This window comes from Caulobacter sp. SRI_014, from assembly GCF_057586315.1.
On sequence record NZ_JBYCZQ010000001.1, the window covers coordinates 805,100 to 825,328 of the forward strand.

Annotated in this window: 19 protein-coding genes and 1 pseudogene; 11 read left to right on the forward strand and 9 right to left on the reverse strand. The window is 67.8% G+C overall.

From position 1 onward, the window contains the following. Positions 1-2: 2 nt before the first annotated feature. The 5 genes from AC2YG9_RS04245 (at position 3) to AC2YG9_RS04265 (ending at position 7,424) form a co-directional block, all read left to right on the forward strand. Positions 3-833: a TauD/TfdA dioxygenase family protein gene (locus AC2YG9_RS04245; protein ID WP_487296673.1), complete on the forward strand. Its 831-nt coding sequence runs from the start codon at positions 3-5 to the stop codon at positions 831-833. Between the two features lie 134 nt (positions 834-967). Further along, positions 968-2,716 (forward strand): type I secretion system permease/ATPase, encoded by a 1,749-nt coding sequence (locus AC2YG9_RS04250; RefSeq protein WP_487296674.1) that lies wholly within the window; start codon positions 968-970, stop codon positions 2,714-2,716. A gap of 2 nt (positions 2,717-2,718) precedes the next feature. Next, positions 2,719-4,089 carry an HlyD family type I secretion periplasmic adaptor subunit gene (locus AC2YG9_RS04255; protein ID WP_487296675.1) on the forward strand — a complete coding sequence of 457 codons (1,371 nt, stop codon included), beginning with the start codon at positions 2,719-2,721 and terminating at the stop codon, positions 4,087-4,089. Positions 4,090-4,126: 37 nt separating this feature from the next. Then, positions 4,127-4,753, forward strand: a complete 627-nt coding sequence (locus AC2YG9_RS04260; RefSeq protein WP_487296676.1) for a TetR/AcrR family transcriptional regulator — start codon at positions 4,127-4,129, stop codon at positions 4,751-4,753. A 121-nt stretch (positions 4,754-4,874) separates the two neighbouring features. Continuing rightward, positions 4,875-7,424: an FG-GAP-like repeat-containing protein gene (locus AC2YG9_RS04265; protein WP_487296677.1), complete on the forward strand. Its 2,550-nt coding sequence runs from the start codon at positions 4,875-4,877 to the stop codon at positions 7,422-7,424. A gap of 75 nt (positions 7,425-7,499) precedes the next feature. Here the strand turns inward: AC2YG9_RS04265 and AC2YG9_RS04270 are convergent, their stop codons facing one another. The 3 genes from AC2YG9_RS04270 to AC2YG9_RS04280 all read right to left on the reverse strand — a co-directional run bounded on the left by AC2YG9_RS04270 (position 7,500) and on the right by AC2YG9_RS04280 (position 11,323). Beyond that, positions 7,500-8,891, reverse strand: a complete 1,392-nt coding sequence (locus tag AC2YG9_RS04270; protein ID WP_487296678.1) for a calcium-binding protein — start codon at positions 8,889-8,891, stop codon at positions 7,500-7,502. Positions 8,892-9,040: 149 nt separating this feature from the next. Then, on the reverse strand, positions 9,041-10,426 hold the full coding sequence (locus AC2YG9_RS04275) for a calcium-binding protein (RefSeq protein ID WP_487296679.1): 1,386 nt from the start codon (positions 10,424-10,426) through the stop codon (positions 9,041-9,043). A gap of 108 nt (positions 10,427-10,534) precedes the next feature. Next, the gene (locus AC2YG9_RS04280; protein WP_487296680.1) at positions 10,535-11,323 is read right to left on the reverse strand and encodes an enoyl-CoA hydratase-related protein; all 789 of its coding nucleotides are present in this window, start codon (positions 11,321-11,323) and stop codon (positions 10,535-10,537) included. 23 nt (positions 11,324-11,346) lie between these two features. Between AC2YG9_RS04280 and AC2YG9_RS04285 the strand changes: the two are divergent. Continuing rightward, positions 11,347-11,480, forward strand: a pseudogene (locus AC2YG9_RS04285) (hypothetical protein); the annotation flags it as partial. Between the two features lie 11 nt (positions 11,481-11,491). Here the strand turns inward: AC2YG9_RS04285 and AC2YG9_RS04290 are convergent. Beyond that, complete coding sequence (locus tag AC2YG9_RS04290; protein WP_487296681.1) at positions 11,492-12,535, reverse strand: ribonucleotide-diphosphate reductase subunit beta; 1,044 nt, start codon at positions 12,533-12,535, stop codon at positions 11,492-11,494. A 135-nt stretch (positions 12,536-12,670) separates the two neighbouring features. On the opposite strand from AC2YG9_RS04290, the gene AC2YG9_RS04295 reads away from it, so the two are divergent. The 3 genes from AC2YG9_RS04295 to AC2YG9_RS04305 are packed head-to-tail and all read left to right on the forward strand — an operon-like array spanning position 12,671 to position 14,703. Then, on the forward strand, positions 12,671-13,339 hold the full coding sequence (locus tag AC2YG9_RS04295) for a glutathione S-transferase family protein (RefSeq protein WP_487296682.1): 669 nt from the start codon (positions 12,671-12,673) through the stop codon (positions 13,337-13,339). A 57-nt stretch (positions 13,340-13,396) separates the two neighbouring features. Further along, positions 13,397-14,419 carry a flagellar hook-length control protein FliK gene (gene fliK, locus AC2YG9_RS04300; RefSeq protein WP_487296683.1) on the forward strand — a complete coding sequence of 341 codons (1,023 nt, stop codon included), beginning with the start codon at positions 13,397-13,399 and terminating at the stop codon, positions 14,417-14,419. Then, positions 14,416-14,703 (forward strand): EscU/YscU/HrcU family type III secretion system export apparatus switch protein, encoded by a 288-nt coding sequence (locus tag AC2YG9_RS04305; protein WP_487296684.1) that lies wholly within the window; start codon positions 14,416-14,418, stop codon positions 14,701-14,703. Before fliK ends, AC2YG9_RS04305 begins: the two co-directional genes overlap by 4 nt. Here the strand turns inward: AC2YG9_RS04305 and AC2YG9_RS04310 are convergent. Further along, a complete protein-coding gene (locus AC2YG9_RS04310; protein ID WP_487296685.1) occupies positions 14,700-15,557 on the reverse strand; it encodes a hypothetical protein in 858 nt (285 codons plus the stop codon). The two genes, AC2YG9_RS04305 and AC2YG9_RS04310, sit on opposite strands and share 4 nt — an antisense overlap. Before the next feature lie 131 nt (positions 15,558-15,688). Here AC2YG9_RS04310 and trhA point away from each other — a divergent pair, with 131 nt between their 5' ends. Together trhA and AC2YG9_RS04320 are read left to right on the forward strand one after the other, a co-directional pair. Next, entirely contained in the window at positions 15,689-16,357 is a 669-nt protein-coding gene (trhA, locus tag AC2YG9_RS04315; RefSeq protein ID WP_487296686.1) for a PAQR family membrane homeostasis protein TrhA, read from the forward strand. Positions 16,358-16,470: 113 nt separating this feature from the next. Further along, the gene (locus tag AC2YG9_RS04320; RefSeq protein ID WP_487296687.1) at positions 16,471-17,757 is read left to right on the forward strand and encodes an adenylosuccinate synthase; all 1,287 of its coding nucleotides are present in this window, start codon (positions 16,471-16,473) and stop codon (positions 17,755-17,757) included. Between the two features lie 3 nt (positions 17,758-17,760). Here the strand turns inward: AC2YG9_RS04320 and AC2YG9_RS04325 are convergent, their stop codons facing one another. From AC2YG9_RS04325 to AC2YG9_RS04340, 4 genes are all read right to left on the reverse strand, one after another. Next, entirely contained in the window at positions 17,761-18,117 is a 357-nt protein-coding gene (locus AC2YG9_RS04325; RefSeq protein ID WP_487296688.1) for a hypothetical protein, read from the reverse strand. Between the two features lie 19 nt (positions 18,118-18,136). Next, positions 18,137-18,787, reverse strand: a complete 651-nt coding sequence (locus AC2YG9_RS04330) for an SRPBCC family protein (protein ID WP_487296689.1) — start codon at positions 18,785-18,787, stop codon at positions 18,137-18,139. Continuing rightward, positions 18,784-19,425 carry a TetR/AcrR family transcriptional regulator gene (locus AC2YG9_RS04335; RefSeq protein WP_487296690.1) on the reverse strand — a complete coding sequence of 214 codons (642 nt, stop codon included), beginning with the start codon at positions 19,423-19,425 and terminating at the stop codon, positions 18,784-18,786. The genes AC2YG9_RS04330 and AC2YG9_RS04335 overlap by 4 nt, the downstream gene beginning before the upstream one ends. Positions 19,426-19,545: 120 nt before the next feature. After that, entirely contained in the window at positions 19,546-20,175 is a 630-nt protein-coding gene (locus tag AC2YG9_RS04340; protein ID WP_487296691.1) for a hypothetical protein, read from the reverse strand. Positions 20,176-20,229: the final 54 nt, after the last annotated feature.

Below are 20,229 nucleotides of genomic sequence, written 5' to 3' on the forward strand. Positions count from 1 at the left end.
TCATGAGCGAGCTGACGATCAGGAAAGTCGCGGGCGCCCTGGGCGCGGAACTGTCCGGCATCGATCTCGCCGCCGCCCTGGACGACCGGACCATCGCCGCCATCCGCGCGGCCCTGAACCAGCACCAGGTCATCTTCTTCCGCGACCAGACCCTGACTCCCGACCAGCAACTGGCCTTCGGGCGGCGGTTCGGACCGCTGAACATCCATCCCTACGTCAGCGGCATGGCCGACCATCCGGAGGTGATGGAAATCATCAAGGAGCCGTCCGACAAGTTGAACTTCGGCGGCGGCTGGCACAGCGACATGAGTTTTCTGGAGACCCCCTCCATCGGCTCGATCCTCTATGCCGTCGAGACCCCCGCGTTCGGCGGGGACACCCTGTTCGCCAGCCAGGCGGCGGCCTACGACGCCCTGTCCGAAGGCCTGAAGGCGACTCTGGAAGGGCTGCGCGCCGTCCATTCGGCCGGCCAGGAATACAGCGCCAAGGGGGCCTCGGCCCAGAAGCGGGCCTCGATGCAGGTGGCCGAGGCCGAAGGCCTGGCCGGCGAGTTCATCCATCCGGTGGTCAAGGTGCATCCCGAGACCGGCCGCAAGGCGCTGTACGTCAATCCGGCCTTCACGATGCGGTTCGACGGCTGGTCGCGGAAGGAATCGAAGGCCCTGCTCGACTATCTGTTCGAGCATAGCCGGCAGGAGGCCTTCACCTGCCGGTTTTCCTGGCGCGACGGCTCGGTGGCCTTCTGGGACAACCGCCAGGTCTGGCACTACGCCCTCAACGACTACCCCGGCCAGCGCCGCCACATGCGACGGGTGACCGTCGATCCGGCCTGAAACGGCCCCTCCCGGGCGGCGTTAACCACGCCGCCAACATCACGCGCGACGGCGTCAAAGCTTTAGCGTAAAAGACAGTTAAGTGGGGACCGGGGGCTAGGGGTCTCCGGGGTTCCGGCCGGATTGAGACACGCGTGAAGTTTCTGGGTTCAAACGTCGCCGCGCCTATGGAAGCGGCGTGGAAGCAGTGTCGGCGGCACATCCTGTCGGCCGCCTTCTTCAGCGCGCTCGTCAACATCCTCTACCTGGCGCCGTCGCTCTACATGCTGCAGGTCTACGACCGCGTGGTGCCGACCCAGGGCGTGCTGACCCTGATCTATCTGACCGGCATCATCGCCTTCGCCCTGTGGGTGCTGTCGAAGCTGGAGCAGATTCGCTCCCGCCTGCTGGTGCTGGCGGGCATGCGGTTGGACCGGCTGCTGTCGGGCGACATCCTTGGGCGGCTGATGGCCCAGTCGCGGCCGATGAACACCGCCCAGGCGATGCGCGAGTTCGATGGCCTGCGCGCGGCGCTGGCCGGACCGGCGGCCACCGCCTTCATGGACGCCCCCTGGACGATCATCTACGTCATCGTCGCCTTCATGATCCATTGGTCGCTGGGCGCCTTGACCCTCGTCGCCGGGGTCATCCTGTTCGGCCTGGCCGTCTGGAACGAGCGCGCCACCAAGCCGGCGCTGCTGAAGGCGCAGCAGGCCAACGCCGCCGCCTACGCCAGCCAGGAGGGCGCCGCCCAGAACGGCGAGGTTGTCCGCGCCCTGGGCATGCGCCGCTCGGTCATCGCCCGCCACCTTGAAGAGCGCAACATCGGCCAGAGCCTGCAGGCCGAGGCCCAGTTCAAGGGCGGCAGCATCAGCAGCGTCACCAAGTTCTTCCGCCTGTTCCTGCAGTCGGCGGCGCTGGGCCTGGGCGCCTATCTGGCCATCAAGGGCCAGATCTCGGCCGGCTCGATCATCGCCGCCTCGATCCTGCTGAGCCGCGCCCTGCAGCCGGTCGAACAGCTGGTCGGCGGCTGGACCCAGGTCATCCAGGCCCGCGGCGCGCTCAACACCCTCAGCGAGCTGTTCGACAAGACCAAGCCGATCGACATCGACCGCACCCAGCTGCCGACGCCGATGGGCGCGGTCGAACTGGACAAGGTGGTGGTCCGGGCGCCGGGCCGCGAGGAACTGGTGTTGAAGGCTGTCAGCCTGAAGATTTCGCCCGGCGAGAGCCTGGGCATCGTCGGGGCCAGCGGCGCGGGCAAGACCACCCTGGCCCGGGTCATCGCCGGGGCCCTGGCTCCCGATCAGGGCATCGTCCGCATGGACGGCGCCAACTACACCGACTGGGACGCCGACACCCTGGCCGAGCACGTCGGCTACCTGCCGCAGGACCCGTCGCTGATGAGCGGCACGGTCAAGGACAACATCAGCCGCTTCGCCGCCTGGCGCGGCGTGCCGGTCGAGAAGATCGACCAGCTGGCCATCGACGCCGCCACCAAGGCCGGGGTCCACGACCTGATCCTCAAGCTGCCCAAGGGCTATGACACGCCCCTGGCCCCCGGCGGGCGCGGCCTGTCGGCTGGTCAGGCCCAGCGCGTGGCCCTGGCCCGAGCCCTGTACGGCAACCCAACCCTGCTGATCCTCGATGAGCCCAACTCGGCCCTCGACGCCGAGGGCGAGGCCAGCCTGCTGCGCTCCATTCAGGGCGCCAAGGCGCGCGGCGCCACGGTCCTGATCGTCGCCCACCGCACGGGCATCCTTGCCGGCGTCGATCGCCTGCTGGTCATGCGCGACGGCGCCATCGAGCGGCTCGGCCCGCGCGAGGAAGTCCTGGCCAAGCTGGCCGGCAAGCCCTCGCCGCAACCCCAGCCCAACGTTATCGACATGAAGGGCCAGGCCTGAACATGGCGCTCGACGTTGCTCCTGGCCAAGGCCAGCCCCAGACCGAAACCGTCGCGGCCGTGAAGGTCAACGACAACCCCCGTCGCGAGATCATGATCGGAGCCGGCGTCGCCGCCGCCTTCTTCATCGGCTTCCTCGGATGGGCCGCCCTGACGCCGCTCGACGCCGGCGCCTATGCCACCGGCGTGGTCGCCGTGTCGGGCAACCGCCAGGCCGTGCAGCACCGCGACGGCGGCACCGTCACCGCCGTCTATGTGGTCGAAGGCGCGTCGGTGACCAAGGGCCAGATGCTGGTCGAGATCGGGGCGGGGGAGATCCGCGCCAACGAGCGGGGCATCGCCGGCCAGGTGCTGACCCTGCTGGCCCAGCGCGCCCGGCTCGTGGCCGAACGCGACGGCAAGGCCTCCATCGTCTATCCGCCCGAGTTCGTGAACCTGTCGCCGGAAGATCGGATCATTGCGCTCGACGTGATGAACCTGCAGCAGCTGCAGTTCCAGGCCCGGCGCGACTCCATCCTGACCCAGAAAGGCGTGCTCGAGCAGCGGGTCCTGCAGCTGGGCGAACAGATCGCCGGTTCCGAACGCCAGCTGGTCGCCAACCGCGAGCAGCAGCGGCTGATCGGCGAGGAAACCGCCGGCATGAAGTCCCTGGCCGACCAGGGCTATGCCCCGGTCAACCGGGTCCGCGCCCTGGAACGCAACCAGGCCCAGCTGGTCGGCGAGGAAGGCAGCCTGGTCGCCCAGATCGCCCGCTCGCGCGAGGCCATCGGCGAGGCCCGGCTGCAGATGATCTCGCTCGACCGTCAGGTGGTCGAGGAAGTGTCCGGCCAGCTGCGCGACGTCCAGGTCCAGCTCGATGAACTGCAGCCCAAGCTGGTGGCCATCCGTGACCAGCTGGCCCGCGCCACCGTCCGCGCCCCGGCCAGCGGCAAGGTCGTCGGCCTGACCACCTTCACCGTCGGCGGCGTCGTATCGCCCGGCCAGGTGCTGATGGAAGTCGTCCCGGGCGACAAGGCCCTGGTCATCCAGGCCATGATCAATCCCAACGACGCCGACGATCTGAAAATCGGTCAGACCACCCAGATCCGGTTCACAGCCCTGCATGACCGCAGTCTGCCGATCCTGCGCGGAAAGCTGACCAAGATCTCGGCCGACAGCTTCACCGACGAGAAGAGCGGCCAGAGTTTCTTCCGCGCCGAAATCGCGGTGCCGGAAGACGAAATGGTCAAGATCCGCAAGGTTCGCGGGCCCCGCACCGGCATCGGACCCGGCATCCCTGTCGAGGTCGTCGTGCCCCTGCGCAAGCGCACCGCCCTGCAGTACCTGACCGAGCCGCTCTACCAGACCATCTGGAAGTCGGGCCGGGAGCACTAAGGGTCCCTTTTTCTCCAGTACGCGTTCAGTTCAGTTCATGCGTCCCGAACTCCACGACCAGCGCCGTGACAAGATTCTGCGGTCGGCGCACGCAGCCTTCGTCGCCAAGGGTTTCACCCGCACCCGCATGGAGGAGGTGGCCCGCGGCGCCCGCGTCGCCAACGCCACCGTCTACGCCTACTTCGACACCAAGGAGCTGCTGTTCGAGGCGGTCGTGGCCGAGGCGCTGGCCAGCTACAATGGCCTGTTCGACTCCGTCGAGCGGACGGCGGGCGAGGATGTCCAGAAGGCCCTGATCGCCTATGGCCGCGTCTATTTCCGCTTCATGGCCGACCCGACCGTGCGTGGCGTCTACCGCACCGTCAGCGCCGAGACCGTCCACAAACCCGAGCTCGGCATGATGCTCTACCGCAGCGCTCACGGACTGCTGGGCGGGGTGCTGCAGAGGATGCTGCGACGCTATGCCGACGAGGGCCTGCTCGGCATCGCCGACATCGCCGTGGCGGCGCGGATGTTCGAAGGCATGATCGAGCACGTCACCCTGACCATCTCCATGCTGCAGGGCGACCAGGCCCCGCCGCTACACCCGCCGGAGACCTATGTGCCGGAGGTCGTTCGCGCCTTCCTGGCCGCGCACCGGCCGGGGATCCCGGCGCGTCCATAAGAAAATTGGAGCCGCCATTTCTCTGCCGTTTGCTTGCGGCAGGGCGCCGCACATGGAAATCACCATACCCAATACGGGGAGGCCAGCCGGGCCTCCCTTCGTCCGTATCTGGGAATAATGCATGCCGGTCCTGGCCAATCTCGAAGCCGAATTGATCCTCACCGAGGGAGATCCTGCGACGCTGATCGACGGCGATGTCGATGTCAGCGACGCCGAACAGGACTGGGACGGCGGCTACCTGAGCATTTCGGGGATCGCCGATGACGACATCGTCAGCCTGCTCAGCGGCGGCCAGATCACCCTTGATGTCAGCGATATCCAGTTTGGCGGCCTGGTGATCGGAACCTGGCGCATCGGTCTCGACGGCCAGTTCATCGTCGAGTTCAACGCCAACGCCACCAACGCCGGCGTGGAGGCGGTGATCGAGTCGCTGCAGATCGAGACCACCGGCGATGATCCGACCTATTTCCGCAACCTGACCTTCGAACTGGTCGATGCGGCAGGCAATGCAGCCAGCGTCGGCGCGGCCCTGTTCGACCAGACCGGCCCCGCTGACCCCTTTCACGGCGCCAGCTTCAGCAGCACGGCTCACATCGCCCTGGGCGACATCGATCAGGACGGCGACCTCGACGCCATCGTCCAGGCCTATGACAACGGCTACCACCTGTTCCGCAACGTCGGCACGGCCTCGGCCGCCGACTTCGTTCAGGACGACGCGGCGCTGGATATCACCGGGACCCTGGGCAATGCCGCTGGCGTCGCCCTGGCCGATATCGACGGTGACGGCTTCCTCGATCTGGTGATCGGCCGCTACAACGGCACGCTCAACGCCTTCGCCGGCGATGGGGCCTTCGCCTTCACCGAGCTGGCCGGCGCGGCCAATCCGTTCGACGGCATCGACCACTATTCCTCGGCCTCGCCGGGGCTGGCCGACCTGAACGGCGACGGCTTCCTCGATCTGGTCACCGGCGGCCAGAACGGCCGCTTCTACTATTTCGAGGGCGGCGCCGGCGGCTTCACCGAGAAGACCGGCGGCGACAATCCGCTCGGCGCCTTCATGAACTATGGCGGGGGCAACACCGTCAGCTTCGCCGACGTCGATGGCGACGGAGACTTCGACCTGCTGCGCGGGGCGGGCGAGGGACCCGTCGTCCTGTTCGAGAACACCGGCACGGCCAGCGCCCCGGTCTTCACCCTCAATGCCGGCACGCCCTACACCCGGGGCTTCCAGCTGGGGACCCAACCGGTGCTGGTCGACATCGACGCCGATGGTGACTTCGACCTCGTCACGGCGACCGCCCAGGGCCTGGTCAGCGTCAGCCTGCTGGGACCCGCCTCGCCCGGGATCGATGTGTACGTCGACGGCGTAGACGATGCGGCCACGGTGACAGATGACGACCAGACCGTGGACGCCAGCGGCCCGGTCAGCGGCAACCTCTTGAGCAACGACAGCGACCCTGACACCCCGCTGTTCATCTCGGACGCCGAGGTCAACGGCCAGTCGGTCAATATCGATACCCCGACCATCTTCGCCGACGGCACGGTGCTGACCCTCAACAGTGACGGCAGCTATACCCTCGCGCTGGGCCGCGACGCCCGCGACCTGGGCGCCGCCGGGTCGGGGGCCAGCAACACCAGCGCGCAGTACGTCCTGACCTACACCCTGTTCGGCGGCGAGACCGGCTCGGCGACGCTGACCGTCAACGGCGTGGACGACAAGGATGTGCTCACCGGGACCATCGGCTTCGACACCATCCAGGCCGGCGTCGGCAACGATGTGGTCTATGGGCTGGATGGCATCGACAACCTGTTCGGCCAGGACGGCAACGACACCCTCTACGGCGGGGACGGCGACGACTCCCTGTACGGCGGCGCCGGAGCCGACAAGCTGTGGGGCGGCGATGGCGTCGATACCCTCTTCAGCGATACGGGCGCGGGCTATCTCTACGGCGAGGCGGGCGTCGATTACCTCAACGGCGGTGACGACAACGACTACCTCGACGGCGGCGCCGGCAACGACTTCCTGGCCGGCGGGACCGGCAACGATGTCTATGTCGTCGACTCCGTGGGCGACGCGGTGACCGAGCAGGTCGACGCCGGCTATGACATCGTCCGAAGCACGGTCAGCATCGCCGTCCTGGTCGACAACGTCGAGGCGGTGCAGCTGCAGGGCTCGGCCGACCTCAACGCCGACGGCAATGCCGGGGCCAACAATCTGCAGGGCAATGCGGGCGCCAACATCCTCAGCGGCCAGGCCGGTGTCGACACCATCAACGGCAATGACGGTAATGACGTTATCGCCGGGGGAACCGGCAACGATCTGCTGCGCGGTGGCCTGGGCGCCGACCGGTTCGTGATCTTCCAGGAGAGCGTTGGAACCCCGGTGCTCGAAACCGACCAGATCTACGACTTCAGCGCCGCCGAGGGCGATGTCCTCGACCTGTCCTTTATCGACGCCAACAGCCGGCTCGATGGCGACCAGGCCTTCCGGCTGGTCGGCGCCTTCAGCAAATATGACGCGGCCCAGCCCGAGCTGACCGGCCAGATGACCCTGACCTTCGCCGGCGGGATCACCACGGTTCGGCTCGACGTCAACGGCGACGCCAGGATCGACTACCAGATCAAGATCAACGGCGATGTCACCGGCGCGGCCGGTGACTGGTTACTGTAGCCGGCTGCGCGGGGGCGACGAAAAAGGGCGGGACCGCGAGGTCCCGCCCTTTGACGTTGGGAGATGTGCTCCGCCCTAGAGCAGCCAGCCGCTGGAGACCTGGCCGTTGCAGACCAGGGCCATGTCGTGCGTGCCGTTTCCGTCGGTGTCGAAGCGGAAGATGGTCTTGTTGACGCCGCCGTCATAGGTGCGGGTCATTTGGCCCGCGACGCTGGTGAAGGCGCCGACCAGAGTGAAGGCCTGGTTGCCCGCCAGACCGGTGTTGGCGTCGATGTTGGAAAAGTCCAGCACGTCGCCCTGGGTGGTCTTGAAGTCGGTGATCACGTCGGTGTTGTTGACGTCAGCAACCAGGTCGCCGTTGTAGAACACGAAGAAGTCGGCCCCGGCGCCGCCGGTCAGGGTGTCCTTGCCGGCGCCGCCGACCAGTTGGTCGTTGCCGGCTTCGCCCTGAATGACGTCGTTGCCGGCGCGGCCGTAGACGAAGTCGTTGCCGCCCCCGCCCTTGACGGTGTCGGCGCCGTTGGCGCCGTCGATGGTGTCGTTGCCGTCACCGCCGAAGATGCTGTCGTTCTCGTCGCTGGCGACGATGTAGTCGTTGCCGTCGCCGCCATCGAGGGTGTCCGCCCCGCCGCCGCCGACCAGCACGTCGTCGCCGGCTTCGCCGTAGAGCTTGTCGTTGCCGAGGCCGCCCTGCAGGCTGTCGCTTTCGTCCCCGCCGTACAGCATGTCGCTGCCGTCGCCGCCGGTCAGGGTGTCGACACCCGTGCCGCCGTAGAGGAAGTCGTTGCCGGCATCGCCGTAGAGGATGTCGGCGCCGGCGTCGCCGTTCAGGGTGTCGGTGCTGTCGCCGCCGTAGAGGTAGTCGTTGTCGTCACCGCCGTTCAGGGTGTCGGCGCCGGCGCCGCCCTGGATGCGGTCGAGGCCCAGGCCGCCCGACAGGGTGTCGTCGCGGCTGGTGCCGGTGATGGTGTCATCGCCGCCAAGGCCGTTGATGGTGATGCCGCCGTTGCTGGTGCCGCTGACCGTCAGGCTGCTGAAGTCCAGCTTGTTGTTGCCGCCGGTGCCGTTGACGACGCCGCCGCCGCCGGAGGTGAGGATTTCGAACCCGCCGCCGGCGAAGAAGTCGATGCTGACGTTGCCGGTGATGTTCAGGGTGTCCGTGCCGGCCCCGCCCGCCAGGCGAACCAGCAGTTCGCCGCTCGCCGCGGCGAGGTTGACGTAGTCGTTGCCGTCGCCGCCGTCGATGTCGTCGGCGCCCGAACTGTTGATGGTGTCGGCCCCCGCGCCGCCCGACAGGCGGTTGGCCCCGGCGCCGCCGGTGATGACGTCGTTGCCGTCACCGCCCTGGATGATGTCGGCGCCGCCGGCCCCGTCGAGGATGTCGTCACCCTCGTAGCCGAGGATTTTGTCGTCGCCCGCGCCGCCGGTCAGGGTATCGCCGGAAGTCGTCCCGAAGAAATTCGCCATGGTCTGTTCAACCCCAAGAGCGCGTCCCTCGACGTCGCTCAACGCGCCGGCCCAATCTCGAGGACTGGCGCCGGCAACGCAGTCCCCCCTTGGTGTTTCGTGGCCTGATTTGGCCCCGCGTTGCTAGTGCAAACAGGCTACGCGCAATCCTACAGAATCCAACCGGTGGTCACATTGCCGTTCACCACAAGCGCGAAATCGACGACGCCGTCGTTGTCGGTGTGGAACCGGAAGACCGTGCGGTTCAGACCGCCGTCGAAGGTGCGGATCACCTGGCCACCCTCGGTGAAGGCGCCGACGACGTTGAACGCCTGATCGCCGGCCACCGTGGTGTTGGCGTCGATGTTCGACCAGTCGAGCCGGTCGCCCTGGGTCGCCTTGAAGTCGGTGACCACATCGGTGTTGTTGACGTCGGCCACCAGGTCGCCGGCATAGAAGACGAAGTAGTCGGCGCCGTTGCCGCCGGTCAGAGTGTCCTTGCCGGCCCCGCCGACCAGCTGGTCATCGCCGGCCTCGCCCTGGATCACGTCATTGCCGGCCCGGCCGTAGACGAAGTCGTTGCCGATGCCACCCTTGACCGTGTCATTGCCGGCCGCGCCGTCGATGCGGTCATTGCCGTCGCCGCCGTAGATGCTGTCGTTCTCGTCGGTGGCGGTGATGTAGTCATCGCCCGCCCCGCCATCGAGCAGGTCGGCGCCGCCGCCGCCGATGAGGATGTCGTTCCCCTCTTCGCCGTAGAGCTTGTCGTTACCCAGACCGCCGATCAGCGTGTCCGCCCCGTCAAAGCCATAAAGGGTGTCGGCGCCGTCGCCGCCGTCGACCGTATCGTTGCCGAGGTCGCCGTCGATTTCGTCATTGCCGGCGTCGCCGTACAGCTTGTCGGCGCCGTCGCCGCCGTTGATGCTGTCGACCCCGTCACCGCCGCGGATCAGGTCGATGCCGTCATCGCCGAAGAGGAGGTCCTGGCCGGCCCCGCCGTAGACGAGGTCGTCGCCGGCGCCGCCGAGCAGGAAGTCATCCTGGATGGTGCCGGTGATGCGGTCGTTGCCGTCGTCCCCGTCGACATAGACCCCGAAATTGAAGGTCTGGTAGGGAACCACGACGCTGAAATCGAGGGTGTTGTTCCCGGCCGTGCCGTAGATGATGCCTACAGACGAGATGCGCTCGAAGCCGTTGCCGGCCCCGAAGCTGTTCAACTCGACGACGCCGGCCTCGATGACCAGGGTGTCGGTGCCCGATCCGCCCTTGAGCAGGACCGGGGCGCCGTCGAACAGGACGACGAAGTCGTCGCCGTCGCCGCCGTCAAGCTTGTCGAAGCCGCAGCCGCAGGAGACCAGGATGTCATTGCCGGCGCCGCCCAGCAGGGTGTCGTCGCCGCCCTCGCCCTCGAGATAGTCGTCGCCGTCGCCGCCGACGATGTAATCGTTGCCGTCGTCGCCGTAGATCTCGTCGGCCCCGCCGTTGCCGTAGATCTTGTCGTCGCCCGCCGTGCCTTCCAGCAGCTCGTCGCTGCCGTTGCCGATGATCGCGCCCATCTCGAAAGCTCCCCTCGCACCTTGGCCGTGCAATGGAACCCTAACCCGAAAATGAGCGGGGTGTTAACCAAATGTGAACGCCGTTCGACGCCCGGAACGGGTTTTTTGTCAGCCGCCCGTAAAGCGGGCCGGCCGCTTTTCGTTGAAGGCGGCGACGCCCTCGCGCCGGTCGCTGGTCGGGATGGTGCGGTTGTAGGCCTCGACCTCGATGGCCAGACCGGTCTTGAGGTCGGTTTCGATGCCCAGGGTCATGGCCCGCTTGGCCTGGCGCACGGCGATCGGACCGCCGGCGGCGATGGCGGCGGCGACGGCGAGGACGCCCTCCATCAGCCTGGCCGCCGGCCAGACGGTGTTGACCATGCCCCAGTCATGGGCCTCGGCGGCGCTGAACACGCGACCGGTGAGGATCAGTTCCTTGGCCCGGCGTGACCCCACGGCGCGCGGCAGGTTCTGGGTGCCGCCGCAGCCGGGAATGATGCCCAGCCGCGTCTCGGTCAGCGCGAAGCGGGCGGTCTCGGCCGCGTGGATGAAGTCACAGGCCAGCGCGAACTCCGCCCCGCCGCCGAAGGCCGAGCCATTGACCGCGGCGATGACCGGGATGGGGCAGTCCATCAGGGCATAGAAGGCCTGTTCGAACAGCACATGCTGCGCCGTCCAGGCCGTGTCGGTCATGCCGTTGCGCTCCTTCAGGTCACCGCCGGCGCAGAAGGCCGCCTCGCCGGCTCCGGTGAGAATGATGCAGCGGTGATCGGCGGGATCGAGGACCAGAGACTGGAACAGGCTGAGGACGTCTCGCGCCATCTGGGTATTGAGGGCGTTGCGCACCTCGGGCCGGTTGAACGTCACCCGCAGGATGTGGGGAGCCGGGGTGTCGAGGAGCAGGGTTTCGTAGGTCATCTTCGACACCATAGCGGTCTCACCTGATCCGTCATCCCGGCCGTAGCGCAGCGGAGAGCCGGGACCCGGGTGTGCCGTGCTCAAACAAAGGGGCCGCCGACATCTCTGACGGCGGCCCCTGGGTCCCGGATCGGCCCTGCGGGCGGTCCGGGATGACGGATTTAGATGTCAGTCGACAGGCAGCAGGTTCTCGTTGCGCTTGGCCATCAGGCTGTCGAACTGGCCCCAGACGCCTTCCGACCCATGCCACTGCCCCTTGGTCGCCGCCTTCGAGTATTCCGTCGAGCGGGCCTCGAAGAAGTTGGCGTGTTCGACGCCGCTGAGCATCGACTGCAGCCAGGGCAGCGGGTTTTCCTTGATGCCGTACACTTCCGGCAGCTTCAGCTGGCGCAGGCGCCAGTCGGCGATAAAGCGGATGTAGGCCTTGATGTCCTCCGGGGTCATGCCCTGGATCTCGCCGGCCTCGAAGGCCAGGTCGATGAAGCGGTCTTCGAGGCCCACCACGGTCTTGCAGCAGTCGACGATGTCGTCGGCCACGGCCTTGGTCACCGCGCCCGTTTCGGCGTTGAAGGCGTGGTAGAGCTTGATGATGCCCTCGCAGTGCAGGCTCTCGTCGCGCACCGACCAGGACACGATCTGCCCCATGCCCTTCATCTTGTTGAAGCGCGGGAAGTTCATCAGCATAGCGAAGCTGGCGAACAGCTGCAGGCCCTCGGTGAAGCCGCCGAACATGGCCAGCGTGCGGGCGATGTCGGCGTTGGTCTCGACGCCGAACTGCTGCATGAAGTCATGCTTGGCGCGCATGGCCTCGTATTCCATGAAGGCGCCGAACTCGCTCTCCGGCATGCCGATGGTTTCCAGCAGCAGGGCGTAGGCGGCGATGTGGATGGTCTCCATGTTGGCGAAGCTGGAGAGCATCATCTTCACTTCGGTCGGTTTGAACACCCGGCCGTATTTTTCCATGTAGTTGTCGGCGACCTCGATGTCCGACTGGGTGAAGAAGCGGAAGATCTGCGTCAGCAGATTGCGCTCCTTGTCGTTGAGGTTGGCCGCCCAGTCCTTGCAGTCCTCGCCCAGCGGCACCTCTTCCGGCATCCAGTGGACCTGCTGCTGCTTCTTCCAGAAGTCGTAGGCCCACGGATAGCGGAACGGCTTGTAGGCGCCGGAAGGCGTCAGAAGGCCGGGCGTTTGCGGGGTAATCAGCTTGGCCATCTAGAAAACTCCGGGAGGCGCGGACAGGAATCGGCGGGCGTGCGTTAGGCTCTTTAACGATACGGATGCCGGTTGGCGTTGGCTACTACATCTGGTGTGATCGAACGTCGCAATTCACAAGATAGAGTTACCGCTGTGGATAAATCCTTCACCGTCTTCGGCGCCGCCGGATCAGGCAGCGTGCCCGTGGAAGCGGCGCTGACCCTGCTGGGATTGCCGTTCGAGGTCGTCGAGGCGCCCGCCTGGGAACAGGATGCGACGGTGCAGGCGACCATTGGCCGCGTCAATCCGATGCGCCAGATCCCGGCCCTGGTGCTGGCGTCCGGCGAAATCGTGACCGAGAGCGCCGCCATCCTCACCTGGCTGGCCGACAGCCATCCGGGCAGCGGCCTGGCCCCGGCGATCGACGATCCGAAGCGGCCCGCATTCCTGCGCTGGATGAGCTTCGTCTCGGCCTCGATCTATTCCCACTACTGGCTGCGCGACGATCCCTCGCGGCTGGCGAAGACGCCCGAGGCCCAGGACTACCTCCTGCGCCGCTCGACCCAGCGGATCGCCGACTGCTGGGCGATGATGGACGCCCAGGTCGAACCGGGCCGCTACATCCTCGGCGATACTCTGACGGTGCTCGACCTCTATGTGACCGTGGTCAGCCGTTTCCGGCCGCGGCGCCAGCGGTTCTACGCTGTGGCCCCCAAGCTGGCCGAGGTGGTGAAGCGGGTCGACGCCGACCCGCGCCTGACCACCTTCTGGGAAGAGCGCTACCCCTTCGACGAGGGCTGGGATGAGGCTTCGGAGCTTTAAGCGCCGCTTCATCCCCCTCGCGGAGACTCCGCCCATGACCGGGCCAAGCCTCATCCCATGAGCATCACGCCGATCTCTTCGGCCGCCGCCGCCCTGCGGGCCCAGATCGTCGGCGCGGCGGAGGCCCAGCTCGTCACCGTCATCGGCAAGGCCCCGGACGCCGAGACGCCGCAAACCACCCAGAAACAGCCCCTGCCCGACCCGCTGCAACAGGCGGTGGCCGCCGCCCGCTCGGAAGCCGCCGGGCGGCAGGCGGGCGCCGCCCCGATGTTCGCCGATCTGGAGCGGGCGATGGGCTCGCTGGCCCTGCCCCAACCCGTCCGCGCCGCCATATCCCAACTGCTGTCGATGCGGCTGCCGACCGGCGCACTGAGCGGCGAGACGGTGCGGACGGCCGTGGCGCAATCGGGCCTGTTCCTGGAGGCCAATCTGGCCGCCACACCTCATCTCGCAGCGGGCGCCCCACCCGCCCCCGACCTGAAGTCGGCCCTGCTGATCCTGCGCCAACTGTTGGTCCAGGCCCTGCCCGACACGCCCCTCAAGACCCGGCCGGCCCGCAGTCCGCCGCCCGGGCGGGAGTCGGGCCTGGCCGGTCAGACCCCGGTCGCGGCCACCCTGCCCCGCGACGCCGATTTCGCCGCCATCGCCCAGCGGCTGGGCGGCGACGCCGAACAGGCCATCGCCCGCCAGGTCCTGCACCAGTTGGCCTCCTTGCCCGAGGCCGGGTCGAGCGCGCGGGTTTTCGAACTGCCCCTGGCGACGCCGCAGGGCACGGCCATCGCCCAGTTCGAGATCGACCATGACGCCGGCGGAAGCAGCGGCGGCGCGGGCGGCCAGCAGACCTGGCGGGTACGCTTCTCGCTCGACATCGAACCGTTGGGGCCGGTGCATGTGCAGCTGGGCGCCGGGGCCGAACGGCCGATGGTGGTCTTCTGGGCCGAGCGCGAGGAAGCGCTGGAACGCCTGCGCGAGGGCGCCGACGCCCTGGCCGGCCAGCTGGCGGCCGACGTCATCGTCCAGGCCGGAGCGCCGCAGCGCCCGACGGCGCCCGCTGGCGGCCTTATGGATCGCTCGCTGTGAGCGGGGTGCGCCGCCCCCTGGCCGTGGCCCTGACCTACGAGGCGCCGAGCGCGCCCCGGGTGGTCGCCGTTGGGCGCGGCGAGGTCGGCCAGAAGATCATCGACACCGCCCGCGAGCACGGCGTGCCGCTGGAAACCAACCCCATGCTGGCCGAAGCCCTGTCGACCATCGACATCGACAGCGAGATCCCGGTCGAGCTCTACGAGGCGGTGGCCGTGATCATAGGCTTCATCATGAACGCCGCGAACGAGACGCCCAGGCGCGCGGCGACCCTGGAGGGCTAGGGCGGCGTCGACGCCCAGGGCGCGGTGCTCAGGAAGCTCATCGCCACCGCATCCTCCTTGACGTTGTCGTAGAGCCCGCCCTCGTAGCGCTCGAAGAAATACGCCGCATCCTTGGGCTGCCGGAAGCTGATCAGACCCCTGGACTCGGCCAGGCGAAAAAACCGCCCACGCGCGGTCAGCGCTTCCAGACCCTGGCTGGGAACCAGCAATGACCGCTGGTCGCCGTCGACCATGAAGATCATCTGCCCTTCCGCCGTCCACGGGTAAGTCGGAATGATCGAGGCTCCGAAGAAGCGGTCGCCGCCAAAGGTCTTCTGCAGGCAATGGTCCAGTTTCCAGCCACGGATCGCCGCCCGGGCCCGGGCGTCGGCGCCGGGCGTGCCGGAGTCGACCTTGGCCATCTCGGCCAGCGGAACGGACGGCGGGACCTTCATGCCGGCCTTGGCGAACAGCTCGTCGCCCTGGCCTTCCTTGATGCCGGCCTTGTCCCGCCGGACGATCTCCTGGGCGACCGCTGCCCGCCAATAGGGGTAGTAGGCCTCAAGCTCGGCGGCCGTCGGTTCAACCGGGCAGTCCGGCATCAGCACGGGCGCAAGCTCGTCCAGGGCGATCTTGCGCAGACCGTTGATGGCCCGCTCGCGGATCAGGGGTTTGGTGGTGTTCAAATTTCGCGGCCGCATGAACTCCGGCAGCGTCCACTCCGCCTCGATATCGACGAAGCGGACCGGTCGGCCGTTGAGCGTCGCCAGCTCGCCCATCGACTCGGAAACCTCGCGATAGGTCGGCGGCTTTGCCGCGAGGGACGGAGCGGCCGCCGCCAGCAGAAAGGCCGTGGCCAGGATCAAAACGCGCATACAACGCCCCCACACTCTGTGCGGGCAGGCAACCACCTTCTCGCCGGGTGGGCAAGACGGTCGCCTTCCGCTCTCGGCAAGGACGTGAGGAACAGATTGACCCGGTTGGCGGATTTCGCTTCCTTCGGCCGATGACCGCCGAGCCCTTCCATGACGCCGACCACTACCCCAGCGCCAGCGCGCGGGCGGCCGACAAGTGGGTGCATATCGTCGGGCTGATTCTGGCCGTGTCGGGTGGCGGGGCGCTGTTGGGCCTGTCGATCGGGTTCGGCACCGTCGGGCAGGTGTTCGCGGTGGCGGTCTATGCCATCTGCCTGGCGCTGATGCTCAGCTTCTCCATCGCCTACAACATGGCCAAGCCGGAGAACCGGCCCTTCCTGCGGCGGCTCGATCATGCCGGCATCTTCCTGATGATCGCCGGCAGCTACACCCCGTTCACGACCCAGAGCCTGACCGGGGCCTGGTCGATCGGCATGACGGTGGCGGTCTGGGGGCTGGCGCTGGCCGGGGTGGCCGGGAAGATGTTCCTGCCAAGCCTGGGCAAGGGCTATTGGGTGGCGCTGTATCTGGCCCTGGGCTGGATCGTGATCATCGCCATTGGACCGATGGTGGCGGCGGTGTCGCTGGCCGGGATGATCCTGCTGGCCATCGGGGGCCTGGTCTATTCGGTCGGGGTGATCTTCTACGTCCGCAAGAGCATGCACTACCGCCGCGCGGTCTGGCACGGCTTCGTCCTGGCCGGGGCCGGGGTGCAGTATGCGGCGATCATGACCGGCGTGGTCTTGTTCAACCGCGCCTGAGCCGCTACAGAGCGCCCGCGCCTCTCCGGAGGCGCCTATCGCGATCCCCTTCAGCCCGCCGAGTCCCGTCGAAGGGCCGGCTGAAGTCTCTTGGCGGGTGGAGGATCGTACCCATGGCCAATGTGACCGTTGTCGGCGCCCAGTGGGGTGACGAGGGCAAGGGCAAGATCGTCGACTGGCTGTGCGACCGCGCAGAAGTCGTCGTCCGCTTCCAAGGCGGCCACAACGCCGGCCATACCCTGGTCATCGACGGCAAGGTCTACAAGCTGGCCCTGCTGCCGAGCGGCGTGGTCCAGGGCAAGCTGTCGGTCATCGGCAACGGCGTGGTCGTCGATCCCTGGCATCTGCTGGGCGAGATCGACGGCATCGCCAAACAGGGGGTGACGATCACCCCCGAGGTGCTGGTCCTGGCCGACAACGCCTGTCTGATCCTGCCCCTGCACCGCGACCTCGACCAGGCGCGGGAGTCGGCCTCGACCCAGAAGATCGGCACCACCGGGCGCGGCATCGGCCCGGCCTATGAGGACAAGGTCGGTCGGCGCGCGATCCGGGTGGCGGATCTCGCCGATCCCGAATCCCTGAAGCCCAAGATCGAGCGGCTGCTGAGCCACCACGGGCCGCTGCGGCGGGGCCTGGGTCTGCCGGAGGCCGATCCGGTGGCGATGTTCGACGAGCTGCTGGCCCTGGCGCCCAGGCTGCTGCCCTATGCCCGTCCGGCCTGGAAGCTGCTCGACGAGATGCGGCGGGCCGGAAAGCGGATCCTGTTCGAGGGAGCGCAGGGGGCGCTGCTCGACGTCGACCACGGCACCTATCCCTTCGTCACCTCGTCCAACACCGTGGCCGGCCAGGCGGCGGCCGGTTCGGGCATGGGACCGCAGGGGCCGGGCTATGTGCTGGGCATCGTCAAGGCCTACACCACCCGCGTGGGCGAAGGCCCGTTCGCCTGCGAGCTCAACGACGCGGTCGGCCAGCACCTGGCCACGGTCGGGCGCGAGGTCGGGACCAACACCGGCCGGGGTCGGCGCTGCGGCTGGTTCGACTCTGTGCTGGTGCGCCAAAGCGTGGCCATCAACGGCATCAACGGCATCGCCCTGACCAAGCTCGACGTGCTCGACGGGCTGGAGACGCTGAAGGTCTGCGTCGGCTACCGGCTGCATGGCAAGGAGATCGACTACCTGCCGGCCGGCCTGCGCGACCAGGCGGCGGTGGAGCCGATCTATGAGGAGCTGCCCGGCTGGAGCGAAAGCACCGCCGGGGCCCGCAGTTTCAAGGACCTGCCGGCCAACGCCGTGAAGTACGTCGGCCGTATCCAGGAACTGATCGGCGCCCCGGTGGCCCTGCTGTCCACCAGCCCCGAGCGGGATGACACCATCCTGCTGCGGGACCCGTTCCAGGATTAGAAGCTAGGCCGGCTTTGCCGTGTTCAGCACCCGGCCGATACCGCCGCCGATCAGGCCGGTGACGGCCGAGCTGAGCGTGCCGACCGCCAGGATCAGCGTCTCGGTATCACCCAGGGCGACGCTGACAACGATCCCGAGCAGGGCGCAGACGGCGCCAGCGATGGCCCCGCCGATCAGGCTGTCGCCGAGGCTGCCCTTTGCCGCCCAGGCGTAGACCAGCCCGGCGATGAGCGAGATGCCCATGCCGCCCCACATGAAGACATTGTCCTTCACGAACGGCACGAAATGGCCGGCCAGCACCATGGCCAGTTGAAGCACCGTACCGAAGAAGACGGCGCGGATGAGCGCACTACGGTTCATGGGTCAGTCTCCCCTTTTCCTATTTTGGGTCTTTCATCGTTTCGACGGCCTGCGCCGTTTTCTCCTTCTGGGCCGGCGCCTTCCAGTTGGCGGGCCCTTTCTCGAAGCGCTTGGCGAGCTCGGCCAGGGTGTAGGCGTCGCCCCATTCGAAGTGTTTGTAGACGCTGTCGAAGCCGGCCCCCTGGCCGTACCCGACATTGGAAAGGATGACCTTCGTCTTCCCTTCTCCGGCCGGGACCAGCTCGAGAATGGTCGCCGTCTGGCCGAAGGCCTCGGTGTCGAAGGCGCCCTTGGGGGCCTGGACGTTGCGGATGGCCAGCAGCCGGCCGGGCACATAGGCCTCGATCCGGTTGATGATGTTGGAGGGATCGCCCTTGGCCTTGCCGGCCACATAGTTGGTCTCGATCGTGCCGCCGACCCGCAGGTCTATATGGACCACGGGCGCGGCCCAGGTCTTCCAGCCGGCCTCGGTGCTGATCGCCTCCCAGACCTTGTCGGGGCTGGCCGGGACCAGGATGGAGAGCTGCAGCACGCGCTGACCGTTGGGCTCGACGAAGCTGGTGTTCTCCACCCCCTTGAAGTCGCTCCACTTGGGCGGCGCCTTGTCGGCGGCGGCAGCGGCGGTGGTCAGCAGCAGGGCGGCCAGGGCGCCGGCGAGCAGGGTCTTCATGTTCCGGTCTCCCGTTGGGTTTCGGCGCCAATGGCTTCTGGGACGGCAGCGACGGCCAGCCGGTCGAAATAGTCGCGAAGGGCGGCGATGGAGGCGTCGAAGGCCTCGAGCGTGCGGTGGGTGCGCGACTGCATCACTCCGCCCTCCATGGTGGTCAGGACGAAGATGGCCAGGCGTTTGGTGTCCGTGCCGGGCGGCAGGCGGTCCCTGGCCTGGTCCAGGCAGCCCTTCACGTGCCTGGCCCAGCCGTCGAAGTTGACCGACAGCATCTCGCGCACCGGAGGGTCGGGCTCGTGCAGTTCCAGGGCGATGGAGCCGATGGGACAGCCGTACAGGCAGTCGGTGTCGGCCAGCATGCGGCGATAGGCGGCCAGCAGGGCGAAGACCCGGTCGATGGGATCCTCAACGCCCTCCCAGGCCGGGGCCAGCAGCATCGGGTAGATGCCGTCGCGGTACATCTCCAGCACCGCCAGCAGCACGTCCTGCTTGGTCGGATAGAAGTGGTACAAGCTGCCGGAATTGGCGCCGGCCTCCTTGAGGATGTCGGCCACCGAGGTGGTGTTGAAGCCCTTCTCCGAGAACAGCTTCATTGCCGCGAAAAGGATGCGCTCCCGTGTGGGTTCGGCCCCGCCGACCATGCTCAGACACCCTTAGTTGAATACTCAATCAAGAGATCAGCACGAAGACCGGCGGTTGGCAAGCGCAGACAAGAGCCCCCGCCGGACGACGGGGGCTTTCGCTTCCTGGGAAGGGCGACGCTAGTTCTTCTTGGGCTTGCCCTTGGTGTCAGCCTGAGCCAGCAGCTCCGCCTTGGTCTGGGCGCTGACAACGGCGCCGCCGGTCTCGCTGAGCACGGACTGGGCGATGGTCACGCTCTTGCCGTCGACCTTGAGGGTCACCTGGCCGGCATTGGAACCGGTCCCGACCTTCTCGATCGTGCCGATGGCGTTGCCCTGCGCGTCCTTCACGGCCGCACCGTTGACCAGGGTCGTGCCGCCGGTGGCGGGGCTGGCCGGGGTGGCGGGCGTGGCCGGCTTCACGCCGGGGCTGGCCGGCGTCGCGGGCGTGGCGGGGGTCACCGGGGCCTTGGCGACCGGCGGAGTGGCCGGAGGTGTCGCGGGCTGGGCCGGGGCCGACGGATCGACGGCGGGCGGCGTCGTGGCCGGCGGGGCGACGGTGTCACCCTGGGTCGGCGGCACCTCGGCCGGGTCCATCACGGGCGGCTGCTGACCCTTGGGAGCCTGGCCGGGCTTGTTGGGACCATCGCCCGGCGGCGGGGCGACGATGGGCGGGGTGGCGCCGGGCGTCGGGGCGGGCGCCTGGGCGAACGCGGCGGTCGACAGGGCCAAGGCGGCGGCGGTCGAAAGAAGCAGGGGCAAGGTTTTCATGCGGGCATACTCCGTTGAGCGGCCCCCCATCGGCCTTAGCAACCCCGTGGAGCC

Bases quoted from the DNA above. Each gene is read 5' to 3' on its own strand.
- AC2YG9_RS04245 (WP_487296673.1), top strand. From the start codon at position 3: ATGAGCGAGCTGACGATCAGGAAAGTCGCGGGCGCCCTGGGCGCGGAA.
- AC2YG9_RS04255 (WP_487296675.1), top strand. From the start codon at position 2,719: ATGGCGCTCGACGTTGCTCCTGGCCAAGGCCAGCCCCAGACCGAAACC.
- AC2YG9_RS04260 (WP_487296676.1), top strand. From the start codon at position 4,127: ATGCGTCCCGAACTCCACGACCAGCGCCGTGACAAGATTCTGCGGTCG.
- AC2YG9_RS04265 (WP_487296677.1), top strand. From the start codon at position 4,875: ATGCCGGTCCTGGCCAATCTCGAAGCCGAATTGATCCTCACCGAGGGA.
- AC2YG9_RS04270 (WP_487296678.1), bottom strand. From the start codon at position 8,891: ATGGCGAATTTCTTCGGGACGACTTCCGGCGATACCCTGACCGGCGGC.
- AC2YG9_RS04275 (WP_487296679.1), bottom strand. From the start codon at position 10,426: ATGGGCGCGATCATCGGCAACGGCAGCGACGAGCTGCTGGAAGGCACG.
- AC2YG9_RS04280 (WP_487296680.1), bottom strand. From the start codon at position 11,323: ATGACCTACGAAACCCTGCTCCTCGACACCCCGGCTCCCCACATCCTG.
- AC2YG9_RS04290 (WP_487296681.1), bottom strand. From the start codon at position 12,535: ATGGCCAAGCTGATTACCCCGCAAACGCCCGGCCTTCTGACGCCTTCC.
- fliK (WP_487296683.1), top strand. From the start codon at position 13,397: ATGAGCATCACGCCGATCTCTTCGGCCGCCGCCGCCCTGCGGGCCCAG.
- AC2YG9_RS04310 (WP_487296685.1), bottom strand. From the start codon at position 15,557: ATGCGCGTTTTGATCCTGGCCACGGCCTTTCTGCTGGCGGCGGCCGCT.
- trhA (WP_487296686.1), top strand. From the start codon at position 15,689: ATGACCGCCGAGCCCTTCCATGACGCCGACCACTACCCCAGCGCCAGC.
- AC2YG9_RS04320 (WP_487296687.1), top strand. From the start codon at position 16,471: ATGGCCAATGTGACCGTTGTCGGCGCCCAGTGGGGTGACGAGGGCAAG.
- AC2YG9_RS04325 (WP_487296688.1), bottom strand. From the start codon at position 18,117: ATGAACCGTAGTGCGCTCATCCGCGCCGTCTTCTTCGGTACGGTGCTT.
- AC2YG9_RS04330 (WP_487296689.1), bottom strand. From the start codon at position 18,787: ATGAAGACCCTGCTCGCCGGCGCCCTGGCCGCCCTGCTGCTGACCACC.
- AC2YG9_RS04335 (WP_487296690.1), bottom strand. From the start codon at position 19,425: ATGGTCGGCGGGGCCGAACCCACACGGGAGCGCATCCTTTTCGCGGCA.
- AC2YG9_RS04340 (WP_487296691.1), bottom strand. From the start codon at position 20,175: ATGAAAACCTTGCCCCTGCTTCTTTCGACCGCCGCCGCCTTGGCCCTG.